This window comes from Micromonospora sp. U56 (assembly GCF_018070095.1).
Taxonomy (GTDB): Bacteria; Actinomycetota; Actinomycetes; order Mycobacteriales; family Micromonosporaceae; genus Micromonospora; species Micromonospora purpureochromogenes.
In genome coordinates this window covers 146,713-164,636 of the sequence record NZ_JAGPYL010000001.1, presented here as the reverse complement: position 1 = coordinate 164,636, position 17,924 = coordinate 146,713, and the positions used below count along the sequence as shown (strand labels likewise).

At 72.7% G+C, this 17,924-nt stretch carries 19 protein-coding genes and 1 pseudogene; 11 read left to right on the top strand and 9 right to left on the bottom strand.

All coding sequences use genetic code 11. The annotated features are described in order from the left end of the window. Nucleotides 1–2 precede the first annotated feature (2 nt). Nucleotides 3–995: an RNA polymerase sigma factor SigJ gene (gene sigJ / locus KBX37_RS00820; protein ID WP_210773682.1), complete on the bottom strand. Its 993-nt coding sequence runs from the start codon at nucleotides 993–995 to the stop codon at nucleotides 3–5. Nucleotides 996–1,210: 215 nt separating this feature from the next. Here sigJ and KBX37_RS35810 point away from each other — a divergent pair. The 4 genes and pseudogenes from KBX37_RS35810 to KBX37_RS00805 form a co-directional block, all read left to right on the top strand. Then, nucleotides 1,211–1,801, top strand: a pseudogene (locus KBX37_RS35810) (hypothetical protein); the annotation flags it as partial. Between the two features lie 79 nt (nucleotides 1,802–1,880). Continuing rightward, nucleotides 1,881–2,225, top strand: coding sequence for a hypothetical protein (locus tag KBX37_RS35805; protein ID WP_374103619.1), 345 nt, complete (start codon nucleotides 1,881–1,883; stop codon nucleotides 2,223–2,225). A gap of 130 nt (nucleotides 2,226–2,355) precedes the next feature. Continuing rightward, nucleotides 2,356–2,982: a DUF47 domain-containing protein gene (locus KBX37_RS00810; protein ID WP_210773681.1), complete on the top strand. Its 627-nt coding sequence runs from the start codon at nucleotides 2,356–2,358 to the stop codon at nucleotides 2,980–2,982. 4 nt (nucleotides 2,983–2,986) lie between these two features. After that, the gene (locus KBX37_RS00805; RefSeq protein ID WP_210773680.1) at nucleotides 2,987–3,991 is read left to right on the top strand and encodes an inorganic phosphate transporter; all 1,005 of its coding nucleotides are present in this window, start codon (nucleotides 2,987–2,989) and stop codon (nucleotides 3,989–3,991) included. Between the two features lie 51 nt (nucleotides 3,992–4,042). Here the strand turns inward: KBX37_RS00805 and KBX37_RS00800 are convergent, their stop codons facing one another. Continuing rightward, the gene (locus KBX37_RS00800; RefSeq protein ID WP_210773679.1) at nucleotides 4,043–5,011 is read right to left on the bottom strand and encodes a Gfo/Idh/MocA family protein; all 969 of its coding nucleotides are present in this window, start codon (nucleotides 5,009–5,011) and stop codon (nucleotides 4,043–4,045) included. 70 nt (nucleotides 5,012–5,081) lie between these two features. Here KBX37_RS00800 and KBX37_RS00795 point away from each other — a divergent pair, with 70 nt between their 5' ends. Beyond that, on the top strand, nucleotides 5,082–5,915 hold the full coding sequence (locus KBX37_RS00795) for an NUDIX domain-containing protein (RefSeq protein ID WP_210773678.1): 834 nt from the start codon (nucleotides 5,082–5,084) through the stop codon (nucleotides 5,913–5,915). An 82-nt stretch (nucleotides 5,916–5,997) separates the two neighbouring features. On the opposite strand, the gene pstB is transcribed toward KBX37_RS00795, so the two are convergent. The 7 genes from pstB to KBX37_RS00760 all read right to left on the bottom strand — a co-directional run bounded on the left by pstB (nucleotide 5,998) and on the right by KBX37_RS00760 (nucleotide 13,193). Further along, a complete protein-coding gene (gene pstB, locus KBX37_RS00790) occupies nucleotides 5,998–6,774 on the bottom strand; it encodes a phosphate ABC transporter ATP-binding protein PstB (protein WP_210773677.1) in 777 nt (258 codons plus the stop codon). 20 nt (nucleotides 6,775–6,794) lie between these two features. Next, nucleotides 6,795–7,883, bottom strand: a complete 1,089-nt coding sequence (gene pstA / locus KBX37_RS00785; protein WP_210773676.1) for a phosphate ABC transporter permease PstA — start codon at nucleotides 7,881–7,883, stop codon at nucleotides 6,795–6,797. Next, nucleotides 7,880–8,971: a phosphate ABC transporter permease subunit PstC gene (pstC, locus tag KBX37_RS00780; RefSeq protein ID WP_210773675.1), complete on the bottom strand. Its 1,092-nt coding sequence runs from the start codon at nucleotides 8,969–8,971 to the stop codon at nucleotides 7,880–7,882. Before pstC ends, pstA begins: the two co-directional genes overlap by 4 nt. 47 nt (nucleotides 8,972–9,018) lie before the next feature. Next, the gene (gene pstS / locus KBX37_RS00775; protein WP_210773674.1) at nucleotides 9,019–10,122 is read right to left on the bottom strand and encodes a phosphate ABC transporter substrate-binding protein PstS; all 1,104 of its coding nucleotides are present in this window, start codon (nucleotides 10,120–10,122) and stop codon (nucleotides 9,019–9,021) included. Between the two features lie 308 nt (nucleotides 10,123–10,430). Next, complete coding sequence (gene mshD, locus KBX37_RS00770) at nucleotides 10,431–11,357, bottom strand: mycothiol synthase (RefSeq protein WP_210773673.1); 927 nt, start codon at nucleotides 11,355–11,357, stop codon at nucleotides 10,431–10,433. A 31-nt stretch (nucleotides 11,358–11,388) separates the two neighbouring features. Beyond that, entirely contained in the window at nucleotides 11,389–12,252 is an 864-nt protein-coding gene (locus KBX37_RS00765; protein ID WP_210773672.1) for a polysaccharide deacetylase family protein, read from the bottom strand. Nucleotides 12,253–12,464: 212 nt separating this feature from the next. Next, nucleotides 12,465–13,193, bottom strand: coding sequence for a response regulator transcription factor (locus tag KBX37_RS00760; protein ID WP_179802048.1), 729 nt, complete (start codon nucleotides 13,191–13,193; stop codon nucleotides 12,465–12,467). Between the two features lie 250 nt (nucleotides 13,194–13,443). On the opposite strand from KBX37_RS00760, the gene KBX37_RS00755 reads away from it, so the two are divergent. From KBX37_RS00755 to KBX37_RS00735, 6 genes are all read left to right on the top strand, one after another. Beyond that, nucleotides 13,444–14,490, top strand: coding sequence for a hypothetical protein (locus KBX37_RS00755; RefSeq protein ID WP_210773671.1), 1,047 nt, complete (start codon nucleotides 13,444–13,446; stop codon nucleotides 14,488–14,490). 107 nt (nucleotides 14,491–14,597) lie between these two features. Then, a complete protein-coding gene (locus KBX37_RS00750; RefSeq protein WP_154941595.1) occupies nucleotides 14,598–15,386 on the top strand; it encodes a DUF2993 domain-containing protein in 789 nt (262 codons plus the stop codon). A gap of 111 nt (nucleotides 15,387–15,497) precedes the next feature. Next, complete coding sequence (locus tag KBX37_RS35800) at nucleotides 15,498–15,575, top strand: Ms5788A family Cys-rich leader peptide (protein ID WP_323135737.1); 78 nt, start codon at nucleotides 15,498–15,500, stop codon at nucleotides 15,573–15,575. 204 nt (nucleotides 15,576–15,779) lie between these two features. Then, entirely contained in the window at nucleotides 15,780–16,628 is an 849-nt protein-coding gene (locus KBX37_RS00745) for a sulfurtransferase (protein WP_210773670.1), read from the top strand. A 1-nt stretch (nucleotide 16,629) separates the two neighbouring features. After that, nucleotides 16,630–16,950 carry a DUF1416 domain-containing protein gene (locus tag KBX37_RS00740; protein ID WP_154941598.1) on the top strand — a complete coding sequence of 107 codons (321 nt, stop codon included), beginning with the start codon at nucleotides 16,630–16,632 and terminating at the stop codon, nucleotides 16,948–16,950. Between the two features lie 89 nt (nucleotides 16,951–17,039). Continuing rightward, entirely contained in the window at nucleotides 17,040–17,882 is an 843-nt protein-coding gene (locus KBX37_RS00735; protein ID WP_210773669.1) for a hypothetical protein, read from the top strand. Nucleotides 17,883–17,924: the final 42 nt, after the last annotated feature.

Here is a 17,924-nt window from a genome sequence, read left to right as displayed (position 1 = left end):
GCTCACCAACGCTGCGGCCAGTCGTCCCCGGCGCCGATCTCCGCCACCCGGGTCAGCTTGTCCGGGTTGAGCTGGTTGAAGATGCCGGTGATCCGCCCGCCGTCCACGGCGAACGCGCTGACCAGCCGCTGCGTCCGCCCGTCGGGCCGGGTGGTCTCGATCTGCAACCCGAGCGCCCCGTCCACCAGCACGGGCCGGGCGTGCACCCGGTGGCCGAAGCGGTCGGCCTGGCTGAAGAGGCCGAGGGTGAACCGGGCGACCTTGTCGGCCCCGGCGATCGGGTTGCGGGCGGCCGGGGCGTGCCCGCCGCCGTCGCCGATCAGCACCACGTCCGGCGCCAGCACCCGCATCAGCCCCGCCAGGTCGCCGGACTCGGTGGCGGCCACGAAGGCGGACACCACCCGCCGCTGCTCGGCCGGGTCGGCGGTGTGCCGGGGCGCGTCCGGGGCGTTCACCGCGCGGCGGGCCCGGGAGGCGAGCTGCCGGGCCGCCTCCGGGCTGGTACCGAGCGCCTCGGCGACCTGACCGAACGGCACCGCGAAGACGTCGTGCAGCACGAAGGCCACCCGCTGCTCGGGGGTGAGCCGTTCCAGCACCACCAGCAGGGCGGTGCCGAGCTGGTCGCGGCGGACGGCCCGCTCGGCCGGGTCGGGGGCGAAGCCGTCCGGCTCCGAGGCCGCATTCAGCGGGGTCACCAGCGGCTCGGGCAGCCACTGCCCCGGGTACGTCTCCCGGCGTACCCGGGCGGAGCGGAGCAGGTCGAGGCAGATCCGGGCGCAGGTGGTGGTGAGCCAGCCGCCCAGGTGCCGCACCTCGGCGCGGGCGGCCGGGTCGCCGAGGGCAGTGGCGTAGCGCAGCCAGGTCTCCTGCACGGCGTCCTCGGCCTCGCTCCGGCTGCCCAGCATCCGGTACGCCACCGCCATCAGCCGCCCGCGCTCGGCCTCGAACTCGCTCACCGCGTCCACCGTCACAGTCGCCTCCCCACCCGACGGCATTCTCCCCGCCCACCGGACGCCCCACCGCCCCAAAGCGTGACACCCACTCCCGCCAGCTCCGTCCGACAACGTGCACTTTCCGCGAAAGCGGGGCCTCGGATCGCCGCGAGGCCACCCCTTCTCCGAACGTGCGCGGATCTTGAGCGGGGGTGGGGGAGGGGAGGGGCGGGTGGTGCTCGGGAGGCGGCGGGGGCTTGGTGGGCGATGATCGCGGGATGAGCGCAGTCGATGGATCGGACATCGTGGCACCCGAGGGCGGAACGATGCGGGACCTGCTCCGGGTCTCACCGGGGGCGGTCGACCCGCGTACGGTCGATCCCCGCTCGATCCCGGGGCTGCCGGCGGCGGCCGGCGGTGGCCGGTCCCGCAAGGCCTGGGCCCGGGATCAGGTCGAACTGCTCGGCGCGGAGCTGGGCGAACAGCAGGAGATGCTCTTCGCCACCGCGAAGGCCGCCGCCGAGCCGGACGCGCCCGCGTCGGCGCCCACCATGGGCGGCGCGGAGCTGGCCCCGGACCGGCCGGGTCGGGTGCTGCTGGTGCTCCAGGCGATGGACTGCGGCGGCAAGGACGGCACGGTCAAGCGGGTCGCGGGCGCGATGAACCCGCTGGGCCTGCACATCCGCTCCTTCGGCCCGCCCACCGAGGAGGAGCTGCGGCACGACTTCCTCTGGCGGATCCGGCGGGCGCTGCCCCCGCCCGGGTACGTGGGGGTGTTCAACCGCTCACACTACGAGGACGTGCTGGTGGCCCGGGTGGCGGAGCTGGTCCCGGAGGCCACCTGGCGGGCCCGGTACGACCAGATCAACGCCTTCGAGCACCAGCTGGTCGACGCCGGGGTGACCCTGGTCAAGGTGATGCTGCACTTGGGCATCCTCTTCTGCCGCGATCCGCGCGCTCTCCCGCGAGGAGCAGGGCGAGCGGCTGCTGGGGCGGCTGACCGACCCGCGCAAGCACTGGAAGTACAACCCGTCGGACCTCGAATCCCGGGCCCGCTGGGACGACTACCAGGCCGCGTACGCCGAGGCGCTCCGGCGGTGCGGCACGGAGGCCGCGCCCTGGTTCGTGGTGCCGGCGGACCGCAAGTGGTACCGGGACTGGGCGGTGGCCCACCTGCTGCGGGAGACGTTCGCCGGTCTGCATCTGGGGTATCCGGCTGCCGGTTTCGACGTCGAGCGCGAGCGCGACCGGTTGCGGGCCGACGATGAAGGGGTGAAGGTGAACGGCGGGTGAACGAGCGGTGAATCGGGCCTGACCAGGGGTGGGCCGGGGAATGCCCGGTTTTCCTGTGTCCTTAGCATGCCCAGAGCAGACGCCCCGGCGGCGTCGGCCACCCTTCCACCGACACGACGAGGTCCGTGCTGTGAAGTTTTCCTTCCGTCCCACCGAGGGCGCCTTCTACGAGCTCTTCACCAGGGCCGCGCAGAATCTGGTGAAGGGCACCGAACTGCTGAACGAGCTGGCCCTGCCCGGCGTCGACGTCCAGTCCGTGAGTGAGCGGCTGACCGAGGTCGAGCACGACAGCGACCAGATCACCCACGAGCTGTACAAGAAGATCAACTCGACCTTCATCACCCCGTTCGACCGGGAGGACATCTACCGTCTGGGCTCGCTGCTCGACGACGTGATGGACCACCTGGAGGCGGTCGGCAACCTGCTCTACCTGTACGGCCTGACCAAGCTCCCGGCCCTGCCGCGCGAGCTGCACGAGCTGGTGACCGTGCTCGACCAGCAGGCCAAGCTGACCGCCGACGCGATGCCCCGGCTGAAGTCGATGAAGGATCTCGAGGACTACTGGATCGAGTGCAACCGGCTCGAGAACAACGGCGACCAGATGTACCGGATGCTGCTGGTCCGGCTCTTCTCCGGTGAGTACGACGCGCTGACCGTGCTGAAGATGAAGGAGGTGGCCGACGAGCTGGAGGCCGCCTGCGACGCCTTCGAGCACGTGGCCAACACCGTCGAGACCATCGCGGTCAAGGAGTCCTGATCCTGTGAGTCCCGAACTCATCGCCGTGCTGGCGGTGATCGTGGCGGCCCTGGTGTTCGACTACACCAACGGCTTCCACGACGCCGCCAACGCGATCGCGACCAGCGTCTCCACCCGGGCGCTGACACCCCGGATCGCCCTGCTGCTGGCCGCGGTCGGCAACTTCGTCGGCGCGCACTTCGGCGCCGGGGTGGCCAAGACCGTCGGCGACGGCCTGGTCACCCTGCCCACGGGCGTGGCCAGCCTGGGGGTGGTCTTCGCCGGGGTGCTCGGCGCCATCGCGTGGAACCTGATCACCTGGTACTTCGGCCTGCCGTCGTCCTCCTCGCACGCCCTCTTCGGCGGCCTGGTCGGGGCGACCCTGCTCGCCACCGGCGGCGTGGTGCAGTGGGCGAACATCGGTCAGAAGGTCATCGTCCCGATGATCCTGTCGCCGATCGTCGGTCTCACCCTCGGCTACCTGCTGATGCTGGCCATCCTCTGGCTGTTCCGGAAGGGGCAGCCGGGCAAGCTCAACCGGGGCTTCCGCTGGGCGCAGACCGTCTCGGCGGCGGCCATGTCGGTCGGCCACGGCATGCAGGACGCCGCGAAGACCATGGGCATCGTGGTGCTGGCCCTCTACACCGGTGGTTTCCAGGACGACAAGACGCACATCCCCGGCTGGGTGTTCTGGACCTCGGCGACCATGCTGGCGCTGGGCACCTACGCGGGCGGCTGGCGGATCATCCGCACCCTCGGCCGCAAGATCATCGACCTGGGCCCGCCGGAGGGCTTCGCCGCCGAGACGGTGGCCAGCATGGTGCTCTACTTCAACGCCCTGGTGCTGAAGGCCCCGATCTCCACCACCCACACGATCACCTCGGCGATCATGGGTGTGGGTGCCACCAAGCGGCTCTCCGCGGTGCGCTGGAACGTCGCCGGCAACATCGTGCTCGCCTGGATCATCACGTTCCCGGCGGCCGCGTTGATCGCCTGCCTGACCTACCTGGTGGTCCGGCCGCTGTTCTGATCCCGGCCGTACCGCCCGTCGAGGGGCTCCCCGCCACCGGCAGGGGGCCCCTCACGCGTAGTGCACGCCGATCCGCTCCCGGATGCCGTCCAGCAGCCCCATCACCTCGAGGGTGGCGGAGTGCGGCACCAGCGGGCTCTCGGTCAGCCCCGCCGCCAGGCAGCGCTGCACCTCGGCGGCCTCGTGCTGGTAGCCGCCACCGGTGAGGTCGGCGGGGATGATCTCCGGCTCGGCGCCGGCCCGGTGCAGCACCGCCGACCCCGGCCGGTAGAACGGCTCGGGCAGGTCGATCCGGCCGGTGGTGCCGGTGATCGAGGCGGTGATCGCGGTCGCGCCGACCATGCCGCAACCGAGCGTGGCCACCGCGCCCGAGTCGTACCCGAGGACGATGCCGGTGTTCTCGTCCACGCCCTCCGGGCCGAGCTTCGCCCAGGCGTGCACGTGCTGCGGCACGCCGAGCAGCAGGTGGGCCAGGCTCACCGGGTAGACGCCGAGGTCGAGCAGGGCGCCGCCGCCGAGGGTGCGGGCCCGCATCCGGTGCTCGGGCGGGAACGGCCCGGCCGCGCCGAAGTCGGCCCGGACGCTGGTCACCTCGCCGATCGCCCCGTCGGCGATCAGCTCGACCACCCGCCGGACGAGCGGGTTCGTCCGCATCCACATGGCCTCCATCAGGAAGACCCCACGGGCGCGGGCGAACTCGACCAGCTCGGTGCTGCTCGGCAGGTCGAGGGTGAACGGCTTCTCCACCAGCACCGCCCGGCCGGCGTCCAGGCAGACCCGGGTCGCCTCGTGGTGGGCGGCGTGCGGGGTGGCCACGTAGATCACGTCGAGGTCCGGGTCGGCGGCCAGTTCGGCCCACGAGGCGTACGCCCGGGGGATGCCGTGCCGGGCGGCGAACCGCTCGGCGCTCTCGGCGGTCCGCGAGCCGACCGCGACCAGTTCGGCCCCCGGCACCAGGCGCAGGTCCTCGGCGAAGCGGCCGGCGATGTACCCGGTGGCCAGGATTCCCCAACGTGTCATGCCGGCAGGTTAACGAAGATCGACGACCGGCCGGTCGGGCGATCCACAGCTCAGGCCCTAAGCTCGCGGGATGACGATCGACAGTGACGGCTTCGCCGCCCCGGCCGCCCTGGTCGAGCACGCCCGCCGGTTCCGCGCCGAGGGTGGCACCCCGGCGGTGCCGCGGGTCGCGGCCACCGTGCTGCTGCTGCGCCCGGCCGGCGACGACTTCGAGGTGTACGTCATCCGCCGGGTCGCCGCGATGGCCTTCGGCGGGATGTACGCCTTCCCCGGCGGCGGGGTGGACCGCTCCGACTCCCAGGCGCACCTGGACTGGGCCGGCCCGGAGCCGGCGGAGTGGGCCGGCCGGCTGGGGGTGGCCCCGGCGGCCGCCCAGGCGGTGGTCTGTGCCGCCGCGCGGGAGGTCTTCGAGGAGGCCGGCGTGCTGCTGGCCGGCCCGGACGCCTCGACCGTGGTCGGCGACGTCAGCGGCGACGAGTGGGAGGCCGCCCGGCAGGACCTGGAGGCCCGCCGGGTGGGCTTCGCCGACCTGCTCGCCGGGCGGCGGCTGACCCTCCGGTCGGACCTGCTGCTGCCGTGGAGCCGGTGGATCACCCCGGAGTTCGAGCCGCGCCGCTTCGACACGTACTTCTTCGTGGCGCTGCTGCCCGAGGGGCAGCGGACCCGGGACGTCTCCGGCGAGGCCGACCACACCATGTGGATCCGCCCGGCGGACGCCCTGGCCCGGGCCGAGGCCGGCGAGCTGACCATGCTGCCGCCGACGCTGGTCACCCTGGCCCAGGTGGTCGCCGCCGGCGACCTGGCCGGCGTGGCGCGGGCGGCGGCCGACCGGGACGCCGCCACCCCGGTCACCCCCCGCCTGGACCTCCCCGACGACGGCGAGCCCCGCTTCGTCCTCTCCTGAAGAGAGGCGCGCCGGTCCCCGGAGACGCCGAGGGGCGCCGGTCAGTGCGACCGACGCCCCTCGCGGACCGGGATCCAGCGGCTCAGCCGAAGCGGCCGGTGATGTAGTCCTCGGTCTTCTTCACGCTCGGGTTGCTGAAGATCTTCTGCGTGTTGTCGTACTCGATCAGCCGGCCCGGGTCGCCGGTCTTCTCGATGGAGAAGAAGGCGGTCCGGTCCGACACCCGGGCGGCCTGCTGCATGTTGTGCGTGACGATGATGATGGTGAACTTGTCCTTGAGCTGGAACATCAGGTCCTCGATGGCCAGCGTGGAGATCGGGTCCAGCGCCGAGCAGGGCTCGTCCATCAGCACCACCTGCGGCTCGACCGCGATCGTGCGGGCGATGCAGAGCCGCTGCTGCTGACCGCCGGAGAGGCCCGCGCCCGGCTTGCCCAGCCGGTCCTTCACCTCGTCCCAGAGGTTGGCCGAGCGCAGCGCCTTCTCGGCGACCTCGTCCAGGATCGACTTCTTCCGGACGCCGTTGAGGCGCAGCCCGGCCACCACGTTCTCGAAGATGCTCATGGTCGGGAACGGGTTGGGCCGCTGGAAGACCATGCCGATCATGCGGCGCACCGCGGTGACGTCCACGTCCCGGTCGTAGATGTCCTGACCGTCGATGGTCAGGCTGCCCTCGACCCGGGCGCCGGGGAGCACCTCGTGCATCCGGTTGATTGAGCGCAGGAAGGTGGACTTGCCGCAGCCGGACGGGCCGATCAGGGCGGTCACCGTCTTGGGCTCGACGGTCAGGTTGATGTTCTCGATCGCCTTGAAGCCGCCGTAGTAGGCGGTGACGTTGGTGGCGTCGATGCGCTTGGCCATGGTGGTGGTACCTCCGGGGTTCATCGGCCGAGCCGGTTGCGACGGGCCAGCAACTTCGCCGCGATGGTCAGGACGAGTACGAGGGCGACCAGGGTCAGCGCCGCGGTCCAGGTTCGTGCCGGCGCGTACCTCGACGCGTCACCGGCCTGCTGGTAGACGAAGAGGGCCAGCGACGACTGGTTGTTCTCGAACGGGTTGAAGTTGATCGCCGCGCCGCCACCGGCGACGAGCAGCACCGGGGCGGTCTCGCCGGCGGCCCGCGCGATGGCGAGCATGACGCCGGTGACGATGCCCGGCAGCGCCGTCGGCAGCACGACCCGCAGGATGGTCTTCCACTTCGGCACGCCGAGGGCGTACGCGCCCTCGCGCAGCGGCGCCGGGACGAGGCGCAGCATCTCCTCGGTGGAGCGGACCACGGTCGGGAGCATCAGCACGCTGAGCGCCAGGGCGGCGGCGAAGCCGGAGAAGCCGGGCCGGCCGTCGTTGAACATCGGCGAGACGACCAGCACCCAGAACGCCAGCACGAAGAGCCCGGAGACGATCGACGGGATGCCGGTCATCACGTCCACGAAGAACCGGATCGCGAAGGCGAACCGGCCCCGGCCGTACTCGACGACGTAGATGGCGCAGAGGATGCCGAGCGGGACGGTGATCAGGGCGGCGATGCCGACCTGCTCCAGCGTGCCCACGATGGCGTGGTACGCCCCGCCGTTGGGGTCCCGGGCCCCGATGTTGTTCATCGAGGTGCCGAAGAAGTTCCCGTCGAGGCGTTCGGTGCCCTTGCTGACCAGCGTCCAGACCACCGAGGCCAGCGGCAGCACCGCCAGCACCAGGGCGGAGTGGATCAGGGCGCTCCAGGTGCGGTTGCGGGCCGACCGACGCCCCTCGACGGCGTTCACCGCGGCGAAGAGGCCGGCCAGGTAGAGCAGCGCGCCGAGCACCACGACGAGGACGGGGCCACCGATGCCCGCGCCGTAGACGATGCCGGCGGCGACGAGCAGGGCGACCAGGGCGATGGCCGGGGTGGCGTACCGGGGCAGCCGCCTCGCCTTGAGGGTGGGCGGCTGGGCCGGTGGCCGGGTGCGGTGAGAGGTGATCGTCGTGGTCATGCGGCCGACTCCGTGAACTCCCGGCGCCGGTAGATGATCGCCCGGGCGGTGATGTTGACGATCAGCGTGATGGTGAAGAGCACCAGACCGGAGGCGATCAACGCGCCTCGACCGGTGTCGTTCGCCTCGCCGAACGCGTTGGCGATGTTGGCGGCGATGGTGTTGCCGCCGTTCTCGATCAGGTTGAACGAGATGTTGAAGGTGATGCCGAGGGTCAGCGCCAGGGCGATGGTCTCGCCGAGCGCCCGGCCCAGGCCGAGCATCACCGCGGCGATGATGCCGGGGCGCCCGTAGGGCAGCACCGCGGTGCGCAGCATCTCCCAGCGGGTGGCGCCCAGCGCGAGCGCGGCCTCCTCGTTGGCGGTGGGGGTCTGCAGGAACACCTCGCGGGAGAGTGAGGTGATGATCGGCAGCACCATGATCGCCAGTACCAGGGAGCCGAGCAGGACCGACGCCCCGAACGGGCCGTCCCCACCGAAGATCGGAATCCACCTGAAGTACGTGTTCAGCCAGGCGGAGAAGTCGGCGACCGGGCCGGAGAAGTAGTCCCGGCCCCAGAGCCCGAAGACCACGCTCGGCACGGCGGCGAGCAGGTCGATCAGGAAGCCGAGGGCGGTGCCCAACCGGCGCGGCGCGTAGTGCGACAGGTAGAGCGCGATGCCCAGCGCCACCGGCACCGCCAGCAGCAGCGCGATCACGGAGCTGAGCACGGTGCCGAACGCGAGCGCGCCGATGCCGAACTTCGGTTCCGGGTCGTTCGGGAACCAGCCCTCGAAGGTCCAGAAGTTCACCGTGTTGGCGCGCAGGGCCGGGACGGCCTTGGCGATCAGGAAGACCGCGATGGCCGCGATGATGACCAGGACGGCGGTGCCGGCGGCCAGGGTGAGGCCGTGGAAGGCCCGTTCGGCGCCGAACGCCCGGGCCCGCGGCAGCGCGCCGCCGCCGCCCAGCCCGGCTCCGCCCGGGGTACGGGTGCTGACTGGTGCCTCGGCCACACGCGCCGAGGCACCGGCGGGCCCGTCGTGACTCGGGGTCACGCGGGTCCGGCCGGTGCCGGCGTCGGCCGAGCGCGGAGGGGTTTCACCCATCTGCTCGCTCGCTTCGAGTTGAGGTGGTGGTGTCGGTCGGGGTCGGGTCAGGAGATGTTCTTGACCGCGGCCTCGACCTTGGTGCGGACCGTCTCCGGCAGCGGGGCGTAGCCCAGTTCGGTCAGCGCGGCCTGACCCTCGCTGCTGGCGGTGTAGCCGAGGAAGCTCTTGAGGAGCGGGAGCTTGTCGGCGGCGAAGCCCTTGGAGCAGGCGATCTCGTAGGTCACCAGGACGATCGGGTAGGCCCCGGCCTCCTTGGTGTTGTAGTCGATCTTCATCTTGAGGTCGTCGCCCTGGCCGGTGATCTCGGCGCCGGCGATGGTCTTGCCCGCGGACTGGGCGGTCAATTCGGCGAACTCGCCCGCGCCGTTACCGATCTTGGCGACGCCCAGGCCGGCGTTCTCGGCGAACGACCACTCCATGTAGCCGATGGTGCCCGGGGCGCCCTTGACGCGGCTGGCCACGCCGTCCGAGCCCTTGGCGCCGGTGCCGCCCGGGGCCTTCCACTCCTTGGCCTTGCCGAAGGTCCAGTCGGCCTCGGAGGTCTTGGCGAGGAAGTCGGTGAAGTTGTCGGTGGTGCCGGAGGAGTCCGAGCGGTGCACCGTCTGGATCGTGGTGGCCGGCAGGGTGGCACCCGGGTTGTCGGCCTTGATCGCCGCGTCGTCCCACTTGGTGATCTTGCCAGCGAAGATCTTCGCCAGGGTGGTCGGCTTGAGCTGAAGGTTGTCCACGCCGGTCAGGTTGTAGGCGACGGCGACCGGGCCGATGACCATCGGCAGGTTGATCGCCTTGCCGCCGACGCACTTGGCGTCGGCCTGCGGCTGCTCCTCCTCCTTCAGGGCGGAGTCCGAGCCGGCGAAGTCGGCGGTGCCGGCGATGAAGGCCTGGATACCGGCGCCCGAGCCGGACGGCTCGTAGTTGATCGTCGTACCGGCGCACTTCTGCTGGTACGCCTTGATCCACTCGGCCATGGCGTTCTTCTGCGCGGAGGAGCCCTGCGCGTTCAGCGTGCCCTTGGCGCAGTCCGCCGCACTGGCGGAACCCGAGGCGGACGTGCCGGTCGGCTCGTTGTTGTCCGAGCCGCATGCACTGAGACCGAGCACCGCGGTAAGAGCGAGGCAGGCGATGGTGCCGTGCCGCTGGAGCTTCACCTGAGGGGTTTCCCTTCACGTCTTTGGTCAGGTCGCCCGGAAGAGGCCCGGGCGCCGGCGCTGACCGGCTGACACGAAAGCTAGGAGTGCCAGGTAGACGGTTCGCCGGTCAGAAGTGAACGGCAGATGAACAAGCGCGGCCGACGGGGTGGCCACGGCCTGAGGACCGGTTGTCGGATAGGTGAACTGCCGCCCTGCTATCGCCATTTATCCGACTTGCCGGGACGGCCGTTATCCCGTCGATGCGCTGCCGTTACCGCGCGGTGACCGCCCGGGCGGCCTCCGGTCGCGGACGACCTCCGAGGTGATCAGCCCAGCCGGTAGTTGACGTGCCCGCACCAGCGGGCGAAACCGAGCCGCTCGTAGAGCGCCACCGCGCTGCTGTTCGACTCGTCGACGTAGAGCATCACCCGGTCCAGCCCGCGGGCGTCCCGAAGGTGGGCCAGGCCGGCGGTGGTCAACGCCCGGCCGAGCCCACCGCCGTGCGCCGACGGGTCCACCCCGAGCACGTAGACCTCGCCGATCCGGGCCGAGCCGGGACGTTCGTGCACCTTGGTCCAGTGGAAGCCGAGCAGGCGGCCGCCATCCTCCTCGACGGCGAGCAGGAAACCGGCCGGATCGAACCACGGTTCGGCCAGCCGGGCGCGCAGGTCGGCCGGGGTCCACCGGCCCTGCTCCAGGTGCGCGGCGAAGGCGCGGGTGTTCAGCGCGAGCCAGGCTTCGTCGTCCGCGCCGGGGCGGAAGGCGCGCAGCACGACGCCGTCCGGCAGCCGGGGCGCGGGCAGCGCGGCGGCCAGCGAGCGGCGCAGCTGCCAGAGCACCCGGGCGCGGGTGAAGCCGAGGTCGACGGCGAGCGCCGCGGCGGAGGGGTGGTCCCCGTGGGCCCAGGCCCGCACCGGCCCGGAGGCCGCCGCCAGTACGCCCCGGGCCAGCGCCCGGCCGGTGCCCCGCCGCCGGTACGCCGGATGGACCGCCAGCTCCGCGCCGACGCCGGCCGCCGGGTCGGAGGTGTCCACGTGGGCGTACCCGGTCAGGGTGCCGTCGGTGGCGCGGGCGGTCAGGTGCACGGCCGGCGCCTCCGGGTCCCGCAGCCGCAGCAGCGTGTGCTCGTCGAACGGGTCCGCGCCGTCGGCGTCGCCGGCGAGGCGGGCCAGCGCCAGGGCCTCGGCCACCTCGGCCGGGGCGAGTCGGTCGGCTCGGGCCACCCGGTCGGTCGTCGGTTCCGCGCTGCTCACCCCGTCACCGTAGCCCCATCGGCGCGAGGGCTCAGGTGGTGCCGTCGACCGGCAGTGCCTCCAGGCGGAAGCGGCTGGTCAGGTCGGGCAGGATGTGACGCAGCGCGTCGACCGTCCCCTGCCGGTCCCCGCCGGCGTCGTGCAACAGCACGATCGAACCGGGCCCGACGCCCCGGGTGACCTGGGTGGCGATCCGGGCGGCGCCGGGCACCTCCCAGTCCGACGGGTCCACGTTCCAGTGCAGCGAGGTCATCCCCAGCTCCTGGGCGACCGACACCACCGGGTACGTCCAGGCGCCGCCGGGCTGCCGATACCAGGCGATGGGGGCGTCGGGCACGGCGTCGTGGATCGCCTGGTTGGTCCGCAGCAGGTCGGCCCGGATCGTGGCGGGGGAGCGTTGGCCCAGCTGCACGTCGTGCTGCCAGGTGTGGTTGCACAGGGTGTGCCCGTCGGCCACGATCGCCTGGATCAGGTCCGGGTGGGCCTGCGCGTTCTCGCCGACCACGCAGAAGGTGGCCCGGACGTGGAACTGACGGAGAATCTCCAGCACCTGCGGGGTGTACTGCGGGTTTGGCCCGTCGTCGAAGGTGAGCGCCACCTCGGGGGAGCCGGTGGTCATCCGAGTGCGGAACGGGCCGTCGTCCGGGTTCTCGGTCGCGCGAGGGGCGTCGGGCTCCTGGCCGGCCTCGGCGCGGCCCGACGGCGCGTCCGCGGGGATGCCGGACCCGGGCGACTGGTCGGCGTACTCGGTGTCGTGGACGCTGGCCGTGACGCCGGCCCGGGACCGGGGCTGGTCGGGGAGCAGGCTCCGACCGAGCGCGTACGCGGAGCCGAGCAGGGCGGCCAGCACGAGGACGACGACGCCCACGGCGCGGCCGGTGCTCCGGGGGCCCATCAGTGCCACCGCCGGTGTGGACCGTGGGCCGGTCCCCTCGTCGCCCCCGTGGTCAGTGCCCGCACCGTCGCCCCTCTCGCCGCCAACTCGCCCTGAGAATAGGGCCGACAAGAGGGGCAAAAAGGGCGGATCGGAAACAGTGCTCCGGACGGGTGGAACCGCGACGGTCGCGGCTCAAACCGGCGATGCGGTCCGATCGTGCAGACCGGTGCTCAGGCGTGCTCCGCCCGGACCGGCCGCGGGGTGTGCTCCGCCTCCGGCAGCGACCGCGACGGCGGGACGACGAACTTGTAGCCCACCTGGCGGACCGTGCCGATCATCGACTCGTACTCCGAGCCGAGCTTGGCCCGCAGCCGCCGGACGTGCACGTCCACAGTCCGGGTGCCGCCGAAGTAGTCGTACCCCCAGACCTCGCGGAGCAGCTGGTCCCGGGTGAAGACCCGGCCCGGGTGCTGGGCCAGGAACTTCAGCAGCTCGAACTCCTTGTAGGTGAGGTCGAGCGGCCGGCCCTTGAGCTTGGCCGCGTAGGTGTCCGGGTCGATGGTCAGCTCGCCGGCCCGGATCGAGCCGCCGGCGCCGGCGGTGGCGTTGCTGAGCCGGCCGACCGCGAGGCGCAACCGGGCCTCCACCTCGGCCGGGCCGGCGCTGGCCAGGATGACGTCGTCCACGCCCCAGTCGGCGTTCAACGCGATCAGCCCCGCCTCGGTCACCACCGCCACCAGCGGCACGCCGAGGCCGGTGGCGTGCAGCATCCGGCAGGTCGCCCGCGCCTCGCTCAGCTCGGACCGCGCGTCCACCAGCACCGCGTCCGGGCTCGGACCGGCGACCAGGGTGCGCACGTCACGGGGTGCGGTGCGGACCGAGTGCGGCAGCAGGTCGAGCGCCGGCAGCACTGCCGATGGTTCACCTGCGCGCGCGGTCACCAGCAACAGGATCTCCACACGATCACCTCCGTCCGGCGGCGGCGAAGCCGCGCGCGACCAGCGGTAGCCCGGAGGGCGTGGCGCTGCGAACTAGCGTGGGTCCCGGCGTCGCTGACGGGCGGGTAACGGCTTGAGCGTAACCGATGGCCCAGGTGGGCCCCGCTCGTCCTTTCCTGTTTGTCGGATGTGCCCTTGATCGCGCCGCAGGTTTTAACGTTGCCGAAACCGTGACCTCCGCCGGAGCCACCTGGTCTGGCACGATCGGGGCGTGTTTCCCTCCAGCTCGCCCGAGACCGGCCGTGACCCGTGGCCCGACGACGCCCGTTCGGGGCCGGCCGGCCCCGGCCGTGGCCTCCCGCCCGGCCCGCGTACCGGGCCGACCGACGACGGTGAGCCGCGGCGCGAGCGCGGGCCGCGCCGGGCCCGCAAGGGCGGCGCGCCCCGCCGGCCCGATGACGAGGCGGCGGAGCCGGAGGCGGAGGTCGTCGAGCCGGTCGACGTGCGCAAGCCGCTCTCGCTGACCGTCGCGGGTTTCGCCGCGCTGCTCGGAGTGGGCCTGGTGCTCGGCGCCCAGACCGCCGGGCCGGGGCACCGGCTGCCCTTCGCCTTCATCGTCTTCGGCGTGCAGCTGCTCTTCGTCCTGGCCTGGACGATGGCCATGCGCCCGCCCGCCCTGCTGCTGGTCGCGGTGGTCAGCGCCGCCGTCGCCGGCGCGGCGGACGTCGCCGCGGTGCAGTCGGACATCGCCGCCCTGGCGCCGCTCGGATACGTCGCGGCGGGCGGATTCCTGCTCGGCGTGCTGGGTCAGCTCGTCCGCCGGGTGGACCGGATCCGGGTCACCGACTCGCTCGGCACCACCCTGCTCATCGTGGTCGGGGTGGTCGCGTTCGCCACCCTGATCACGCTCAGCCGGATCCCGGCCGGCACCCAGGCGATCACCGTCTGCCTGGCCGCCACCGGGGTCGCGCTCACCGTCGCCCGGCTCACCGACGCCGTGCTGCCCTGGCCCCGGCTCGCCCCGCAGGTGCCGCGGGGCGCGGCCGGCGTGGTGGTCGGGGCGATGATCGGCACCCTGACCAGCGCGGTGCTCGGCAGCTACCTGGTCGGCTTCACCCCGACCAGCGCCGCGCTGATCGGCCTGGTCACCGCCGCCACCGCCGTGCTGGCCGACCTCGCCGTCGGGTACGCCGAGGCGGGCCGCCTGATGGCCGGCGAGCCGCCGACGCTGTGGATCGCCCGGCACATGCAGGGCCCGCTCGGCGGGTTCGCGCTCGCCGCGCCGGCCGCGTACGCCATGTGCGTGCTGTTCCTCTGACCTACGGTTGAGCGTCACGGCGCTCGGGTACCAACGGTGCGCCCGCGCCGGTGGCGCGGTGGACACGGACGTCGCGGGACAGCGACGGCGACGGACGAGGAGGCGGCGTGGCAGAGGCGTACCCCGCGTACGAGGAGCGTCCCCGGCGGCGGGGGCGCAAGGTGCTGGTCACGCTGGTCGTCCTCCTGCTGCTCCTGGTGGGGCTGCTGGTCGTGGCCGACCGGGTGGCGGCCGGGGTGGCCGAGCGCGCCATCGCCGACCAGGTGAAGCAGGAGGTCGCCAAGCAGGACGCCCAGTCCGCCCCGCCCAAGGTCGACGTCGGCGGCTTCCCGTTCCTGACCCAGGTGCTCGACGGCCGCTACGAGCGGATCTCCATCGTGCTGACCGACGTGCGGGGTTCGGTCGAGGGCAACGCGGTGAGCGTGCCCCGGTTGGACGTGGACGCCCGGAACGTGCGGGCCTCGCTGGACACCCTCCGCTCCGGCAGCGGCGACGTGGTCGCCGAGAAGGTCGACGGCACCGGCACCGTCACCTACGACAGTCTGGCCGCCCTGCTGGACCGCCCCGGTCTGAAGCTCGGCGAGCAGAACGGCAAGCTCGCCGTGACCGCCCCGGTGGACATCCTCGGGCAGAAGCTCACCGTCACCGGCACCGCCGACGTGACCGTGGCCGAGGGCAACAAGGTCGCGCTGCGCTTCAACGACCTGACCGCCGAGGGGCTGCCGGCGGTGCCGCTGGCCCGGACGCTGCTGAGCAACTACGCCAAGGGCATCTCGATCGACGTGCCCCTGCCCGAGCTGCCGTTCCAGCTCAACGTCCGCAAGGTCGAGCCCAGGCCGGAGGGCCTGATGGTGACCGCCGACGCGGCGAACGTACCGATCAACTCGGCCCGCTGACCGGGCAACCGGGACGACGGCCCGGCCGGGCCGTCGTCGTGTCCCGCGTCGTGTCCCGCATGCTGGTCGGACCGGTGGCGCTCTCCGGGACGGCTGCTAGGCTCCCTGCTCATGGGGACGCACCTCACCAAACGGCGCGCGGTCGACCTGTGCCGCGTGGCCACCTGCCTGTGTCGCTCCGTCATCTGACGGCGGGGCTGTCTCCGGCCGCCTAGCGGCCAACCGGCTTCAGGGTCTCTCCACCCTCCGGTGCTCTTCCCACCGCACGCCCGGCAGCGGCGCCGTCGCACGAACCCGTGATCCGTTCCTCTATGGGTCCCGCGCGTGGTGCGGCAATCACCGATTTCGATCCCGCGCAGGCTCACCATCCATCCTCACTCAGGGAGTGATTCGATGAGTCGCGACACCGCACTCGTCTCGGCCGAGTGGGCCGAGAAGAACATCGACGCCCCGGGCGTCGTCTTCGTCGAGGTCGACGAGGACACCTCGGCGTACGACACCGGCCACATCGCCGGCGCGATCAAGCTGGACTGGCGGACCGACCTGCAGGACCCGGTCCGTCGGGACTTCGTCAACAAGACCCAGTTCGAGGCGCTGCTCTCCGAGCGGGGCATCGCCAACGACGACGCCGTGATCCTCTACGGCGGCAACAACAACTGGTTCGCCGCGTACGCCTACTGGTACTTCAAGCTCTACGGCCACCGCGACGTCAAGCTGCTCGACGGCGGCCGCAAGAAGTGGGAGCTGGACGCCCGCCCGCTGGTCGCCGACCCGGTGACCCGCCCCCGGACCCAGTACGTCGCGCAGGAGCCGGACGCCTCGATCCGCGCCTTCCGCGACGAGGTGGTCGACGCCATCGGCACCAAGAACCTGGTCGACGTGCGCAGCCCCGACGAGTACGCCGGCCGGCTGTTGGCCCCCGCCCACCTGCCGCAGGAGCAGGCGCAGCGGGCCGGCCACGTGCCCACCGCGATCAGCGTGCCGTGGTCGAAGGCGGCCAACGAGGACGGCACCTTCAAGTCCGACGACGAACTGCGCCGGATCTACGCCGACGCCGGGCTGGACGACGGCAAGGAGACCATCGCCTACTGCCGGATCGGTGAGCGCTCCTCGCACACCTGGTTCGTGCTCCAGGAGCTGCTCGGCCACCGCAACGTGAAGAACTACGACGGATCCTGGACCGAGTACGGCTCGCTGGTCGGCGTGCCGGTGGCGCTCGGCGACGAGCCTGGGGAGGCCTGAGATGACTGCACCCACCGCCGCGGGTTGCGCCGCTCCCGACCAGGCCGCGCCGCTGCCGGCCAGCCTGGACCTGGAGAAGGAAACCGTCATCACCGGTGTGGTCCGCTCCGACGCGGGCGAGACCGTGCCGGGCGCGTACGTCCGGCTGCTCGACTCGACCGGTGAGTTCACCGCCGAGGTGGTCACCTCCCCGGCCGGGCAGTTCCGGTTCTTCGCCGCGCCGGGCAGTTGGACGCTGCGGGCGCTGTCCCGGCACGGCAACGGCGACACCGCCGTGACCGCCGGACGGGGCATCAACGAGGTCTCGGTGACCGTCGCCTGACCCACGCTCTGATCGGCCCCGGTCGTCCGCCCGGCTGCCCGCCGCAGGGGGCGGCCGGCCCGACGGCAGGCGCGTGACACGATGGGCGGGTGAGCGGTGCTGTCCAGGCGGGGTGGGCCCCGCCGAGTGGTCCTGGCGAGCCGGCGCCCACCCGAGGGTGGCCGCGCTGGCTGCTGGCGGTGACCGTGCTCTGGGCGGTGCTGCTGGGCGCGCTGACCTGGTGGTCCGTGCGGCACGACCCGCCGACGGTGCGCGAGCAGCGCACCCTCGCCGAGGCCGTACCGGTGGTCGACCGGGCGGCCGGCCGCCTCGTCACCGCCACCGGCGACGGGGCCTGGCAGTTGGCCGCGCCGCGGTTCGACCGGGGCTGTCGGGTCACCCCGATGGACGACGGCGCGTCGCTGGCCCGGGACCTGGACGTGGTGGTGGCCGAGGGCGGGGAACGGGCGCTGCTGGAGGCGGTCGCCAAACGGCTCCCCGCGGACTGGCGCGCCGGCGTCCACCTCGGCTCCGACGGTCCCCGGCTGCGGGCCGACGCCGGTGAGTTCGTCGCGGTGCACGGCCGGGTGGTCACCCCCGGCCGGGTCCGGCTGACGGTGGACACCGGTTGCCGACTGGACGACGTGACATACGCGACACTCCTTCCCGGCTACGCCGGCGAGCCGGCCCTGGACGAGGCGCTGCGCGCGCTCGGCCGTCCGGCGGCCACCCCGGAACAGGTCGTCGCGCCCTGCCCCGGCGGCGGGCTCGCCCGGACCGCCTGGGTCGCCGCCGGGTCCGCGCCGGCGCCGCTGGCCGGGCTGAAGCCGCTGGCCGCCGGCGGCGCGGTGGTGGACACCCCCGAGGTGTACGCCTACCGGCGCGGCACGGCCGTCGTCCTGGCCGACGCGACCGGCGAGCAGGTCCGGGTCTCCGCCTCCACCGGCTGCTGATCCCGCTCGGCCCCGGCGCGGTCAGCGCTGCTGTTGCAGGTC

Excerpts from the sequence above, each read along its gene's own strand:
- pstB (WP_210773677.1), bottom strand. The coding sequence starts at position 6,774 with ATGGCCAAGCGCATCGACGCCACCAACGTCACCGCCTACTACGGCGGC.
- KBX37_RS35800 (WP_323135737.1), top strand. The coding sequence starts at position 15,498 with ATGGGGACGCACCTCACCAAACGGCGCGCGGTCGACCTGTGCCGCGTG.
- KBX37_RS00765 (WP_210773672.1), bottom strand. The coding sequence starts at position 12,252 with ATGGGCCCCCGGAGCACCGGCCGCGCCGTGGGCGTCGTCGTCCTCGTG.
- KBX37_RS00795 (WP_210773678.1), top strand. The coding sequence starts at position 5,082 with ATGACGATCGACAGTGACGGCTTCGCCGCCCCGGCCGCCCTGGTCGAG.
- KBX37_RS00745 (WP_210773670.1), top strand. The coding sequence starts at position 15,780 with ATGAGTCGCGACACCGCACTCGTCTCGGCCGAGTGGGCCGAGAAGAAC.
- KBX37_RS00740 (WP_154941598.1), top strand. The coding sequence starts at position 16,630 with ATGACTGCACCCACCGCCGCGGGTTGCGCCGCTCCCGACCAGGCCGCG.
- KBX37_RS00800 (WP_210773679.1), bottom strand. The coding sequence starts at position 5,011 with ATGACACGTTGGGGAATCCTGGCCACCGGGTACATCGCCGGCCGCTTC.
- pstC (WP_210773675.1), bottom strand. The coding sequence starts at position 8,971 with ATGGGTGAAACCCCTCCGCGCTCGGCCGACGCCGGCACCGGCCGGACC.
- sigJ (WP_210773682.1), bottom strand. The coding sequence starts at position 995 with ATGCCGTCGGGTGGGGAGGCGACTGTGACGGTGGACGCGGTGAGCGAG.
- pstA (WP_210773676.1), bottom strand. The coding sequence starts at position 7,883 with ATGACCACGACGATCACCTCTCACCGCACCCGGCCACCGGCCCAGCCG.